The following is a 13,156-nucleotide window of genomic DNA, read 5'->3' as shown; positions in this document are numbered from 1 at the left end:
CAGAGAGGACACATCCCATGAGACTTCTTCCGCTCGTTACAGCATTCTCCCTGATATCCGCCGCCTCCGCCTTCGCCGCCCCGGCAGTCCAGACCGTCGAGACAGACAAGGGCAAGGTGGTCGCCGCCGAAAACGGTATGACCCTCTACACCTACAAGAAGGATGAAAAGGGCGAGTCCTACTGCTATGATAAATGCGCCACCAACTGGCCGCCTTTTCTCAGCGACGCGTCGGCCAAGGCCGACGGCGATTATACCCTGGTCGAGCGCAAGGATGGCAAGAAACAGTGGGCTCTGAAAGGCATGCCGCTCTATTTCTGGGTCAAGGACGCTAAAAAGGGCGACGCCACCGGCGACGGTGTAGGAAAGGTCTGGGATGCCGCACGCCCCTGATCAGGACACCCGCGTGAAGGGGGCAAGCCCCCCTTCTGCGGATACGTTCGAAAACCAGATCCTGTCACTGGTGCCGTCGCTACGGCGCTATTCCCGCAGCCTTGCCAAATCTGACAGCGACGGTGAAGACCTGCTACAGGACTGCGTCGAGAAGGCGCTGGTGCGCCGTGGCCAATGGCGCGGCGTCAACCTGCGTGCCTGGGCCTTCACCATCATGACCAATCTCTACCGCGACCGCCACCGCCGCGTGACCCAGCATCCATCGGTCGAGTTCAATGATGCGCTGGGACTGACGGCAGAGGATGTTTCGGGCGATCCATTGGAAAAGACGCGGCTGCAAAAGGCGCTGAATGCGCTGAGCCCTGACCATCGTTCAGTGCTGATGCTCGTCGTCATCGAGGGCTATGGCTACCAGGATGTTGCCGACATGCTGGCCATCCCGATCGGCACCGTCATGTCCCGCCTGTCGCGCGCGCGCCGCCAGATGGCAGCGCATCTGGCCGAAAACAATATCGTGACACTCCGGAGACCGAAATGACAAACGCGCACAAACCGGTCACCGAGGACGAACTGCACGCCTATGTCGACGGCTTTCTCGACGAGCAACGCCAGCGCGAGATCGAACTCTGGTTGAGCAGCCATCCGGAAGAAGAAGCCGAGGTCCGCCAGTGGCAGGCACAGGCCGCCGAGATGAAGGCTGCATTTTCAGGCTATGAGCACTCCAGCGAAAGCGACCGCAGACTCTTGAGCGCTCCAGGGAACGCTACCACATCATCGCCTTTCTTGTGGCACAAGGCCGCCCTTATCGCGGCTTCATTAACGCTGTTCCTGTCGGGTGCGGCGGCTGGCGTCTATGGTCAGAGACTGCTTGGAAGCCCAGCGAGGATCGAAACAGCAGCGGCATTCGACAGCCTGCCTGGCCAATCCAAGACAGCATTCCTCGTCTATGCCAGTGAGAAGCGCCACCCGGTCGAAGTCGGTGCCGATCAGGAGGACCATCTGGTCAACTGGCTCGGAAAACGCCTGGACTACAAGCTGGTTGCACCGGACCTCAAAGGTCTCGGGTTCTCGCTTGTCGGCGGCAGGCTCCTGCCCGTCAACGGCAAGGCCGGGGCGATGCTGATGTATCAGGACACGGCCGGACAGCGCCTGACCGTGCTCCTGGGCAAAAACCCGGAAAACGGCGAAACCAGTTTCCGTTTTGAATCCTCAGGCTCTCTCGAAACCTTCTACTGGATCGACGGCTCCATCGGATACGCCGTCACCGGCGAAGTCAGCCGCGCCAAGCTGCAGAAAATCGCCGAAGAATGTTATCGGCAGTTCGAGACCTGACAGCGGCCTGAAACAGCAGGGCGGGGTGCGAAGGCAGCCTGCCCCGGCCAAGCGATAAACGAGACTTTATAGCAGCGGCTCAGCGCTCCGGATCGTTTTCCAGAAGAATGGGTTTGCCGTGCGGCGTCGCTTCCGCAGCCCTCTGCCAGCTTTGCGTCAGGTGATCGAGCTGGTCCTGCGAAGTTATCGACAATTCGGTGACGAGGCGTGAAAGCGCCGCCACCCAGCAATCGAAATAATCGCTCGCATCGGCCCGCCGGCCTGGCTTGTAGAGTTCATGCGACAACGCTTCGGCCCATTCGCTCCAGGAAAACACGCCCTTTTCATGCAGGCGCACCGTCATGGCAAAAGCCTCTGCCTGCCAGGGTTCGGCAAACACCGGGTCGCCCTCGTGCGATTTCGGCAATCCGGGTGATCCTGCCAGTGATGGTTCAAACGTGTTCAAGGTAACTCTCCCAGGCATCGATCGACACGGTGAGCGCCGGGTCTGCGCCCTCACCCCAGATTTCGCCGCCATCGAAAACGACCGTATAGACCCATTGCGGGTTTTCGCCCTTGCCATGGGCGTTATCATCCGGAAACACGAATGAGCCCTGCACGGCCTCGACAATACCTTGCTTGGCACGGGCATAACGCGGCAGCCGCGTGTGGGTCTCCGGGTTGAAGTTTTTCGTGCGCACCCGTTCACCGGTGGCAAAGATCGGACCCTTGGGTACTGCGCGATCGCACGGGCCACCCTTGGCCAGCACGCCCGGCACCATATCCGCCGTCAGGATACGCTTCGGCTCCCGGCCCTTGTCGAGCATCTGGCCTGCAGCGAGCTCAGAGGCTGAAACGAAGCCATGCCGTTTCAAAAGTGTCTCCAGGCCGCGCGTCCAGATTTCGTAATAGCTGGCCGAAAGATAAGTCGCGGGTGGCAGGCTCTCGCGGGCATGCCTGCTCTCGTCAATATTCCAGGCGCCGAAGGCCCCACAGGAAAGCGTCAGGCCGAGCGCCCGCTTTTCCCATTCTGCATGGAAATACGGTTCGTCCTTCTCCGGGGCCACCCGCCCCATGCCATGCTGTCCGCCGAGGTCCTGCGCACCGTTCATCGCGCCTCTCCAACCAGTTTTGCCAAGCCTGTGCCGATCATCGAATCGCGGGTGACAAGATCGGCAAGCGCCTCCTGATCGAGACCTTCGGTATCGGCGGGGCGTTCCGGGATGACGATATAGCGAAGCTCCGCCGTCGAATCCCAGACACGGATTTTTTGCCCCTCGGGCAAAGTCACACCGAACTCGTCCAGCACACCGCGCGGATCAATGACCGCCCGCGAGCGATAAGGCGGCGCCTTGTACCAGACGGGCGGCAGGCCAAGCACGGACCACGGGTAGCAGGAGCAGAGCGTGCAGACGACGAGGTTGTGGGTTTCCGGCGTATTGAACACGGCGCGCATATGCTCGCCCTGCCGCCCGGTATAGCCGAGGCTCGCGATCGCCGCCGTCGCGTCGCTGCGCAGCCAGTCGGCAAACTCCGGCTCGCTCCAGGCTTTGGCGACGACGCGCGCTCCATTGCGCGGACCGATTTTGGTTTCATAGGTATCGACGATCACATCGATCGCAGCCGGGTCGATCAATCCTTTCTGCGTCAGCACGGTTTCGAGCGCCTTCACCCGGGCCTCAATCTCGGAAAAATGGTTGTCATGGCCGTGATCGTGTTCATCGTGATCGTGCATGGTATCCTCGAATATCGCGATCTGGTTTCAGTTTACTGCGGCAGGCGGAAGGCCGCTGCCCATGTCCCCGCGCAGCAGATTTTGGAAGGCTATAGGGTCCAGCCCTCCCGGCTGTCCGAACGGATTGGAAAAAGCAAAAATGAAGAAGAGCACGACGCCTGAATAGGCGCCGAAAATCGATAGCAGGAAGAGATGCGTCCGGTTCGGACGATAGACATAGAACGGGATGGAAAGAAGGCAGAGCCCGATAAGCGCCGGCGCCCAAAACATCCCCTCGAAGCCCCCGGCCGCCGTTTGTTCACGGATTTCACGAAACCGCGCGATTGATGCCGCCCGGTCGCGCATCCTGTTGCTCAGAAACCGCTGCCTATCCGTTTCCGGTGTCAGGTCGAGCAAGTGCTCATAAACATCGTTCCAGAGCGTCCATGCCTTCGGCGACAGGCCCTGCCGATGCCCGAGCATGTCCCATTCCTCGCCAACGACGGTAACGACATAATTCGCCAGCCCCTTCTGGACGGGAGCAACCACCGGGCCACCATAACGGCCGACATCGTTGAACACATCGGATATTGCCACCGCTTCTTCCATCAGGTTGTTGCGAATACCCTTGTAGTCACCGAGCGCCTGCGCATAGACCAGCGCCAGGATCAAGCCATGCAGAGCGGCAATCCGCACGGCGATGGTTGCCGCCGCGTCATGGGTCCGATCGCTTTCCAAACCCGGATGGAGGCATTTCCGCGCCAGGAAATAACTACCGAAGACGATCACAAGCGAACCGGCCACGAATGCCAGACCGTCAACGGTCAAGATAACCAGGCCTGGCATGCTCCCCTCCCCAACATCCTGAACTGGCTACGTTCGCGCTATCTCAGCATCGGCCAAAGACTGAGAACGAGCAAGACCGCCATAGTGATATTGAACCATTTCAGCCGGACCGGTTCAGACAGCCATTGCCGAAGTGCCGAGCCGAAACCGGCCCATGTCGAGACGCTGGGAACATTGACGATCGCAAAGATGGCGCCGACGATCAACACGCTCGTGACATAGGCTTGCTCCGACGTGTAGGTCGCCATCGCAGTGACGGCCATCACCCAGGCTTTCGGATTGATCCACTGGAACGCGGCCGCCTGCAGAAAGGTCATCGGCACTGCCCCCGCCTTTCCCTCCGATAACGTCCGCGACGTGCCGATCTTCCAGGCGATCCAGACGAGATAGGCACCACCGGCAAATTTCAGCCCCATGTAGAGCATCGGCACGGAATGCAGCAGCGCGCCCAACCCCAGCCCAACGGCAATCAGCAGAGATAGAAAGCCGGCGCCAATGCCGAACATATGTGGAATGGTGCGGGCAAAACCAAAATTCACCCCGGATGCGAACAGCATCATATTGTTCGGCCCCGGCGTAATCGATGTCGTGAACGCAAAAAGAAACAGCGCCAGAAGCGTGTCGGCCTGCATGAAGTCCTCCCGATACTTAGGTCAGGATAATTGACCTATTTTCAAAGACCACCCGAAACTTGTCAGGGTGACAAGAAGAAGTAACCCTTGGGATCTGGGGTTTTGACATACGGCCTTTGCCCGGCCACGATGCGCCATAAATGAGACATCGACCGTTCATACAACGGGTCGGACACGCTGCCGAAAGAGGATGCCGATGCAAGACGCCATTCCCACCACATCTCTTCCCTCGGGCAAGGCCATCCCCGTGATCGGGCAAGGCACCTGGCACATGGGCGAACGCAAGGCGAGCGCTACGGAGGAAGCCAAGTGCCTGCGACATGGCCTCGATCTCGGCATGACGCTGATCGACACTGCCGAAATGTATGCCGACGGCGGCGCCGAGCGGATCGTCGGCGAAGCCATCAAGGGCCGCAGGAATGACGCCTTCGTCGTCAGCAAGGTGCTTCCCACCAATGCCAGCCGCGACGGCACGATCAAGGCCTGTGAAGCCAGCCTGAAACGGCTCGGCACGGATCACATTGACCTCTACCTCCTCCATTGGCGCGGCCGGTATCGTCTGGCGGAAACGGTTGAAGCGTTCGAGACGCTGCGCCAGTCCGGCAAGATCGGCGCCTGGGGCGTCTCCAATTTCGACGCGGATGATATCGAAGAACTGCGTGGCGTTCCGGATGGCGGCAATGTCGCAGCCAACCAGGTGCTCTACAATCTCGCCCGCCGCGGCATCGAATATGATCTCCTGAAGGACAGTCAGGCCCGCGGGGTTCCGGTCATGGCCTATTCACCGCTCGACGAAGGCCGGCTGATGCGCCATCCCGACCTCGTCCATATCGCCAAGGCACATCAGGCAACGGTTGCACAGGTCGCGCTTGCGTTCCTGATCCGCAACCCCGGCGTCATCGTTATACCGAAAACAGCAATGCCTGAGCGCGTCCGGGAGAACCGGGCATGCGTCGAGGTTCAGTTGACCCCGGACGATTTGGCCATCCTCAACAAAGCCTTCCCTCCACCTGGCCGGAAAATGCCGCTGGAGATGATCTGAGCTTACCGTCGGCAATAAAAAAAGGGGAGCCAATGGCGCCCCTCTTCATTCAAATCTACGGCTATCTCACATCCCCTGCGGGCCGCGGTTCATCGCCGCGATGCCGGTGCGGCAGACTTCGAGCACGCCGAGCGGCTTCAGGATCGCCACGAACTGGTCGATCTTGGACGACTTTCCGGTGATTTCGAGGATGAAGTGTTCGAGCGTCGCGTCGATCACCTTGGCGTGGAAGGCGTCGGCAAGGCGCAATGTTTCCGCCCGGCTCTCGCCCTGACCACTGACCTTGACCAGCGCCACTTCGCGTTCGATCGGCCGGTCATGGCCAAGCTCGGCAGCACGTACCGTCAGATCGACGACGCGGTGGACCGGAACGATGCGTTCCAGCTGCGCCTTGATCTGCTCCAGCACATGCGGTGTGCCGCGCGTGACGATGGTGATGCGCGACAGGTGCGACTGATGTTCGGTCTCGGAAACCGTCAGGCTTTCGATGTTGTAGCCGCGGCCGGAAAACAGGCCGATGACGCGGGCAAGCACGCCCGGCTCATTGTCGACGAGAACCGAAAGCGTATGGTTTTCCGCCTTCTCGGTTTCCTTGGCGATGAAATAGGCGGAGCCGGTCGGCTGAAGATGTGCGTTCATGATCGTGTCCTTTTCCTATTCCATCAAACCAGTGCGCGGCCCTTGGCGTCGATCGCGTTGGCGACCGCTTCGTCCGTGGCTTCGTCTGGCAGCAACATCTCGTTATGTGCCTTGCCCGATGGGATCATCGGGAAGCAGTTGGCGAGATTGGCGACGCGGCAATCGAAGATCACCGGTGCCGGGCTATCGATCATCCGCTGGATCGCAGCGTCGAGTTCAGCCGGCTTGTCGCAGCGAATACCAACGCCGCCATAGGCTTCCGCCAGCTTGACGAAATCAGGCATGGCTTCGGTGTAGGAGTTGGACAGGCGGTTGCCGTGCAGCAGCTGCTGCCACTGGCGGACCATACCCATGTACTGGTTGTTGAGGATGAAGATCTTGACGGGCAGGTTATGCTGCACGGCGCAGGACATTTCCTGGATGCACATCTGGATCGAGGCATCGCCGGCAATGTCGATGACCAGCGCGTCGGGATGGGCGACCTGAACGCCGATCGCTGCCGGGAAACCGTAGCCCATGGTGCCGAGGCCGCCCGAAGTCATCCAGCGATTCGGATGCTCGAAACCATAGAACTGGGCCGCCCACATCTGGTGCTGGCCGACTTCGGTGGTGATGTAGGTGTCACGATGCTTGGTCAGCTCATACAGGCGCTGAATGGCATATTGCGGCATGATGACGTCGTCGTTCATCTTGTAGGCGAGCGAGTTGCGGCCGCGCCAACGGACGATGCTTTCCCACCACTCGGCCATACGCGCCTTGTCGGCATCCTTGCCGGAGGCCCGCCAGACGCGAACCATGTCTTCCAGAACATTGCCGATATCACCGATGATCGGAACATCGACGCGAACGGTCTTGTTGATAGACGACGGATCGATGTCGATATGGATCTTCTTGGAGTTCGGCGAAAAGGCATTGAGGCGGCCGGTAATACGGTCGTCGAAGCGCGCGCCGATGCAGAGCATGACGTCGCAATCGTGCATCGCCATGTTGGCCTCGTACGTGCCGTGCATGCCGAGCATACCGAGCCAGTTCTTGCCCGATGCCGGATAGGAGCCCAGTCCCATCAGCGTCGAGGTGATCGGGAAATTGGTCAGCTCGACCAGTTCGCGCAGCAGCTTCGATGCTTCCGGCCCGGAATTGATGACGCCACCACCGGAATAGATGACCGGGCGGCGCGCGCCCTTCATCAGCTCGATGGCCTGCTCGATCTGGCGCATGTCGCCCTGGAGCTTCGGCTGATAGCTCTTCTGGACCTTCGAAGCCGACGGCGGCGTATAGGTGCCGGTAGCAAACTGAACGTCCTTCGGAATATCGACGACGACCGGACCCGGACGGCCGGATTGGGCGATGCGGAACGCCTCATGAATGATGCTGGCCAGTTCGTTGACGTCCTTGACCAGCCAGTTGTGCTTGGTGCAGGGCCGCGTGATGCCGACAGTGTCACATTCCTGGAAAGCGTCGGAGCCGATCAGCGACGTCGGGACCTGGCCGGTCAAGCAGACGAGCGGAATGCTGTCCATCAGCGCATCCTGCAGCGGCGTCACCGCATTGGTCGCACCCGGACCGGACGTTACCAGCATGACACCGACCTTACCGGTCGAGCGGGCATAACCTTCGGCCATGTGGCCGGCGCCCTGCTCATGACGAACGAGGATGTGCTGGATATCCTCCTGCTGGAAGATTTCGTCATAGATCGGAAGGACAGCACCGCCCGGATAACCGAAAATATGCTCCACACCATTGTCCCTCAGTGCCTGAAGAACAATTTCCGCCCCTGTCATCTGGTTTGCGTCCGTCTGGTTGTCTGTACCGCTCATTGGCCTGTTTCCGTCCATGTTCGCGTTTTGGCTGTATCGTGTTTGAAGGCATAAAAAAAGGCCCCTTGAGGGCCTCGTGTTTTGCGCATGGGTGGCTATCGCCGGATGGTTATACCATCCTGCCCATGCGCCGTCCCACCACAAGAATAACTGCTGTATTGATCATGGGCGCGATAGATAAACAGAAATGTCCGCTCCGTCAACGCCTTTCCCGAAAACAACCATAGCGGGTTCAAATTAGAAAAAGCACGTTCAAGTCCAAGAAACAACTTGTTAAATCCCTTCCGGTAATATGGCGCATTCGTGACCAGAGGTTTCCTATTGCTGAACAATGAGCCCCATTCTTCGATCAGCGCCGGAGAGCAGGATCGACGCGATACCCTGAAACGGGGCAACCGTTTCCTCGGCCGCGTTGTTGCGTGCAGCGGTTCGCGGGCGACGATTGCAGCCATTGCCGAAAACGGCGAGACATCGCTCACCGAATTGTGGTCAGTCGGCAGGCTCATTTCCATCACGGTCGGCGAAAACCGTGTCGTCGCCCTCGTCTATTCCATGCAGACAGCCACCAATGAATGGGGCGAAGAACTCGACAATACCTTCCGCATTGAAGTGGAGCTTATGGGCGAAGTCCATGTGAGCCCGAACGGCCGCGAGGAATTCTCCGCCGGCATTACCCAGTATCCCTATCTCGGCGCCATTGCCCATCGCATCCGCTCGGCCGACCTTGCCCGCATTTACGATACCGGCAAGGAAGATACGTGCGTCATCGGCAAACTCACCCAGGACGAGAGCCTCGACGCCGCCATTCATGTGCCCTCGATGCTGTCGAAGCATTTTGCCATCGTTGGCACAACCGGTGTCGGCAAGTCGACCGCAGTCAGCCTGCTGTTGCACAAGGCCATCGCTTCTGATCCGAAGCTGCGCGTGCTGATCCTCGATCCGCACAACGAATTCGCCGCCGCCTTCCCCGACATTGCTGTGGTCATCGATACCGACAATCTCGATCTGCCTTTCTGGCTGATGAAGCTGGAAGAGTTTGCCGAGGTTGTATTTCGCGGCCGGCCGCCGATTCCCGAAGAACTCGACATCCTGCGCGATGTCATTCCGGAAGCCAAGCGAGCCTTCAAAGGCTCGGCAGATAGCGGCCTGGCACGCCGGACCAGCGAAAAGAGTTCGCTCACCGCCGATACACCAGTGCCCTACCGCATGGCCGATCTGCTGGCGATGATCGACGAACGCATCGGGCGCCTCGAAGGCCGCAACGACAAGCCGCATCTGCGCTCCCTGAAAGTGAAGGTGATCGGCGCCATCAACGATCCGCGCTATAACTTCATGTTCTCGTCGAACACGATCACCGATACCATCCTGGAAACGATCGCCAAGATTTTCCGGATTCCGGGCGAAGGCCGGCCGATCACCACTTTCCAGCTCGCCGGAATTCCATCCGAAGTTGTCAATTCAGTTGCCTCCGTGCTCTGCCGCATGGCCTTTGAAATCGCGCTGTGGAGCAATGGCGGCGTTCACATGCTGGTCGTCTGCGAAGAGGCGCATCGCTACGTTCCCGCCGATGTCAGCCTGGGCTTCGTACCGACCCGCCAAGCCATTGCCCGCATCGCCAAGGAAGGCCGTAAATACGGCGTTTCGCTTGGTATCATCACCCAGCGTCCCGGCGAGCTTGATCCGACCATCCTATCACAGTGCTCGACCGTGTTTGCCATGCGGCTGTCCAACGACCGCGACCAGGAAATCATCCGCTCGGCCATCCCCAATTCGTCGATTTCGACCACCAGCTTCATTTCCTCGATCGGCAATGGCGAGGCGATCGCCTTCGGTGAGGCCGTGGCTGTACCGATGCGCATGCGCTTTACCCGCATTGAAGAGAAAAATCTGCCCAAGGCGAACGGTATCGGCGTCAAGGTAACGGATGAAACACCGGATACGGTCGATCTCCGTAATGTCGTCTCGCGCATGCGCGCAATGAGCGGTCCGGACATTTCAAGCTTCCAGAACGCCTATACGGCAAGTGTTGGCGGACACGACCAGGATATCGTTCCGGCGGATGACGACCTTCGCAACATCCGTGCCTTTCAGGCTGATCTCGCCGAAGACCATGAAGCGGCGGCAGCCCAGCCTTATAACCCCGCCATGCTGCCCCGTAACGAGCCGCCCAATCCGCAGCTTGAACGGTTCAACCAGATCCGCAGCCAACTGTTGTCGGACGAACAGACAACGCCGCCACGTCCGGATCCCTACCGGACACCGCCCCGCCCTGCGCCAAGCTTCGCACAGCCCAATCCAGACCAACCCCGGCCGTCATTGCGCGAAAGCCTGTTGAAAAAACCGTTGAGCAGCATCATCCGCAAGTAGTCAGAATGCCGCCGGTATCATGCGCTCGCGGGATCCCAGCGTAACCAGCTATCATCCAGTTGATTGCGAAACCACGTCATCTGCCGCTTGGCATATTGCCGGGTGCTTGCCGACGACGTTTCGACAACCTCTGCATTGCTCATCGTTCCAGACAGCATGGCGGCAATCTGCGGTACGCCGATCGCTTTCATTGCAGGCATTTCCGGTTTCAGGTCGAGCGCTAGAAGAGCCTTCACTTCCTCGACAGCACCGCTTTCCAGCATTCCAGCAAAGCGCCGGTCGATGCGCTGGCGCAACAAGGCCCGGTCCGGTAGCACGACGATCTTCAGGGCTTTGCCGGGGTCAATGGCAACTGGCCCCTGCCGCGCCTGGAAGATGCGGATGGACTGGCCGGTCGCCTCGAATATTTCCAGCGCCCGCGCAATGCGTTGCCCATCACCCGGCCGCAGGATAGCGGCAGTTTCCGGGTCCTTGTCTGAAAGGGTAGCATGCAAGGCCTCGGCCCCCTCGGTCAGCAACCGTCCCCGCACATCATCGCGTATCGTAGCAGGCACAGCTGGCATGTCCGACAGCCCGCCTGTCAACGCCTTGAAATAGAGCCCGGTGCCCCCGACAAAAACAGGGATGCGCCCCTCGCTACGCACGGCCTGCAACACCTCGACCGCGTCGCGAAACCATTCACCAGTCGAATAGTGCTGCGATGCCGGGACATGACCGTAGAGATGATGCACAACGCCCTGCATGTCGGCCTCGAACGGCCGCGCCGTCAGCACATGCAAGGTATCGTAGACCTGCATGCTGTCGGCATTAACAACGACGCCGTTGTGCTGTTTCGCCAGCGCGACGGCGAGAGCGGACTTGCCGCTGGCGGTCGGCCCGGTTATCAGGATTGCGTCCTGTCCAATCTCAAGGTTTTTCATCATGGCCTTCGTTGCCACGCTTGTTGCCAATCCGTCAAATCCCGTCCTGACCGCAGCACTCGCCGAAGAGGCTGCTGCGGCAATCGACGCATCCGGTCTCTACTGGCTGGCCGATGGTGTCGCTTGCGATATCGCGCTGAAAGACGGCGCCAATCCAGACTGGCAGGAAGCGCTCTTACGCGGCGTTATCGGCGACGCGCCGATCGACGTTATCGTCCAGAATGCCGAAACGAGACGCAAGAAGCTGCTGATCGCCGATATGGATTCCACCATGATCGGTCAGGAATGCATTGACGAGCTTGCCGCCGAAGCCGGACTGAAGGACAAAGTTGCAGCAATCACGGCACGGGCGATGAACGGCGAGATCGCGTTCGAGCCGGCGCTGATCGAACGTGTTGCCTTGCTCAAGGGCCTGCCGCTCAGCGTTGTCGGCGACGTCATCGAAAAGCGCATCACGCTGACCCCAGGCGGCCCTGAACTGGTCGCAACGATGAAGGCCAAGGGATACTATACGGCACTGGTCTCTGGCGGTTTCACCGTCTTTGCCGGGCCTATCGCGGCGATGCTCGGCTTCAATGAAAACCGCGCCAACATCCTTATCGAGAAGGACGGGTATCTGACCGGCACTGTCGCAGAGCCGATCCTCGGCAAGCAGGCCAAGGTGGATGCCCTTGTCGACATCACCACGAGGCTCGGGATTTCGACAGCTGATGCCCTTGCCGTCGGCGATGGCGCCAACGATCTCGGCATGCTGCATCTGGCTGGTGCAGGCGTTGCCCTGCATGCCAAACCCATGGTCTCCGCACAGGTCAAGATCCGCATCGACCACGCCGACCTCACCGCCCTCCTCTATATTCAGGGCTACCGGAAGACGGACTTCGTACGATGATCATTCTGGAAACAGAGCGCCTGCGCATCCGCAACTGGCTGGAGACGGATCGCCCGCTGTTCGCCGAAATCAATGCCGACCCAAAGGTTATGGAATTCTTCCCGCGCCAGCGACCGCGCGAAGAATCCGATGCCCTGATGGACGAGGTCCGCACCAGGATCGACGAAACCGGGCTTGGGTTCTTTGCCCTTGCCCTCAAGGACACTGATGAGCCGATCGGCTTTCTCGGCTTGGCACGCACCGAGCTGGAACCGCATCTGCCGAATGGTACGGTCGAGATCGGCTGGCGCATGGCCGTCCGCTTCTGGCGTCAAGGATTTGTTACGGAGGCGGGACAAGCGATGCTGCAGCATGGCTTTGAAAAACACGGTCTTGCGGAAATCGTCTCCTTCGCGGTGGCGAACAACGCGCGCTCGACGGCCGTCATGGAGCGCATCGGCCTGCGTCACGATCCGAGCCGTGACTTCAAACATCCGCGGGTGCCAGATACCACGCCGCATCTCCAGCAGCACGTGCTTTACGCTATCAGCCGCGAGCAGTGGCTGACACGATAAAGGCGAACCTTTCAGCCCGCCTCCAATGTCCAC

Annotated in this window: 15 protein-coding genes; 7 read left to right on the top strand and 8 right to left on the bottom strand. The window is 59.8% G+C overall.

Going from position 1 to position 13,156, the window contains the following annotated elements; genetic code table 11:
• The first annotated feature begins 17 nt into the window (after positions 1-17).
• The 3 genes from R6X40_RS03670 to R6X40_RS03660 are packed head-to-tail and all read left to right on the top strand — an operon-like array spanning position 18 to position 1,724.
• Complete coding sequence (locus R6X40_RS03670; protein WP_318411024.1) at positions 18-392, top strand: hypothetical protein; 375 nt, start codon at positions 18-20, stop codon at positions 390-392.
• Positions 376-930 (top strand): RNA polymerase sigma factor, encoded by a 555-nt coding sequence (locus tag R6X40_RS03665; RefSeq protein ID WP_318411022.1) that lies wholly within the window; start codon positions 376-378, stop codon positions 928-930. The genes R6X40_RS03670 and R6X40_RS03665 overlap by 17 nt, the downstream gene beginning before the upstream one ends.
• A complete protein-coding gene (locus tag R6X40_RS03660) occupies positions 927-1,724 on the top strand; it encodes an anti-sigma factor (protein WP_318411021.1) in 798 nt (265 codons plus the stop codon). Before R6X40_RS03665 ends, R6X40_RS03660 begins: the two co-directional genes overlap by 4 nt.
• A 79-nt stretch (positions 1,725-1,803) precedes the next feature.
• Here R6X40_RS03660 and R6X40_RS03655 read toward each other — a convergent pair whose 3' ends face one another.
• From R6X40_RS03655 to R6X40_RS03635, 5 genes are read right to left on the bottom strand one after another with little or no spacing between them, the layout of a single operon-like run.
• A complete protein-coding gene (locus tag R6X40_RS03655; protein WP_412178311.1) occupies positions 1,804-2,169 on the bottom strand; it encodes a nitrile hydratase accessory protein in 366 nt (121 codons plus the stop codon).
• The gene (gene nthB / locus R6X40_RS03650; protein ID WP_318411018.1) at positions 2,156-2,815 is read right to left on the bottom strand and encodes a nitrile hydratase subunit beta; all 660 of its coding nucleotides are present in this window, start codon (positions 2,813-2,815) and stop codon (positions 2,156-2,158) included. Before nthB ends, R6X40_RS03655 begins: the two co-directional genes overlap by 14 nt.
• Positions 2,812-3,438: a nitrile hydratase subunit alpha gene (gene nthA / locus R6X40_RS03645; RefSeq protein WP_318411017.1), complete on the bottom strand. Its 627-nt coding sequence runs from the start codon at positions 3,436-3,438 to the stop codon at positions 2,812-2,814. The genes nthB and nthA overlap by 4 nt, the downstream gene beginning before the upstream one ends.
• Before the next feature lie 27 nt (positions 3,439-3,465).
• Complete coding sequence (locus tag R6X40_RS03640) at positions 3,466-4,263, bottom strand: hypothetical protein (protein ID WP_318411015.1); 798 nt, start codon at positions 4,261-4,263, stop codon at positions 3,466-3,468.
• Between the two features lie 38 nt (positions 4,264-4,301).
• Positions 4,302-4,895, bottom strand: a complete 594-nt coding sequence (locus R6X40_RS03635) for a LysE family translocator (protein ID WP_318411014.1) — start codon at positions 4,893-4,895, stop codon at positions 4,302-4,304.
• Between the two features lie 196 nt (positions 4,896-5,091).
• On the opposite strand from R6X40_RS03635, the gene R6X40_RS03630 reads away from it, so the two are divergent.
• Entirely contained in the window at positions 5,092-5,937 is an 846-nt protein-coding gene (locus tag R6X40_RS03630) for an aldo/keto reductase (RefSeq protein WP_318411012.1), read from the top strand.
• A gap of 66 nt (positions 5,938-6,003) precedes the next feature.
• Here R6X40_RS03630 and ilvN read toward each other — a convergent pair whose 3' ends face one another.
• Together ilvN and R6X40_RS03620 are read right to left on the bottom strand one after the other, a co-directional pair.
• Positions 6,004-6,576 carry an acetolactate synthase small subunit gene (gene ilvN, locus R6X40_RS03625; RefSeq protein ID WP_113316728.1) on the bottom strand — a complete coding sequence of 191 codons (573 nt, stop codon included), beginning with the start codon at positions 6,574-6,576 and terminating at the stop codon, positions 6,004-6,006.
• 23 nt (positions 6,577-6,599) lie between these two features.
• A complete protein-coding gene (locus tag R6X40_RS03620) occupies positions 6,600-8,393 on the bottom strand; it encodes an acetolactate synthase 3 large subunit (RefSeq protein ID WP_318411009.1) in 1,794 nt (597 codons plus the stop codon).
• A 321-nt stretch (positions 8,394-8,714) separates the two neighbouring features.
• Between R6X40_RS03620 and R6X40_RS03615 the strand changes: the two genes are divergently transcribed.
• Positions 8,715-10,760 carry an ATP-binding protein gene (locus R6X40_RS03615; RefSeq protein WP_318411317.1) on the top strand — a complete coding sequence of 682 codons (2,046 nt, stop codon included), beginning with the start codon at positions 8,715-8,717 and terminating at the stop codon, positions 10,758-10,760.
• Between the two features lie 17 nt (positions 10,761-10,777).
• On the opposite strand, the gene miaA is transcribed toward R6X40_RS03615, so the two are convergent.
• Positions 10,778-11,683 carry a tRNA (adenosine(37)-N6)-dimethylallyltransferase MiaA gene (gene miaA, locus R6X40_RS03610; protein WP_318411007.1) on the bottom strand — a complete coding sequence of 302 codons (906 nt, stop codon included), beginning with the start codon at positions 11,681-11,683 and terminating at the stop codon, positions 10,778-10,780.
• Between miaA and serB the strand changes: the two genes are divergently transcribed.
• Positions 11,682-12,569 carry a phosphoserine phosphatase SerB gene (serB, locus tag R6X40_RS03605; RefSeq protein ID WP_318411005.1) on the top strand — a complete coding sequence of 296 codons (888 nt, stop codon included), beginning with the start codon at positions 11,682-11,684 and terminating at the stop codon, positions 12,567-12,569. The genes miaA and serB overlap by 2 nt on opposite strands.
• Positions 12,566-13,123 carry a GNAT family N-acetyltransferase gene (locus tag R6X40_RS03600; RefSeq protein ID WP_318411003.1) on the top strand — a complete coding sequence of 186 codons (558 nt, stop codon included), beginning with the start codon at positions 12,566-12,568 and terminating at the stop codon, positions 13,121-13,123. The genes serB and R6X40_RS03600 overlap by 4 nt, the downstream gene beginning before the upstream one ends.
• Positions 13,124-13,156: the final 33 nt, after the last annotated feature.

It is taken from the genome of Rhizobium sp. PL01, from assembly GCF_033447125.1.
Lineage (GTDB): Bacteria > Pseudomonadota > Alphaproteobacteria > Rhizobiales > Rhizobiaceae > Pararhizobium.
This window is presented reverse-complemented; position numbering and strand designations above follow the sequence as displayed.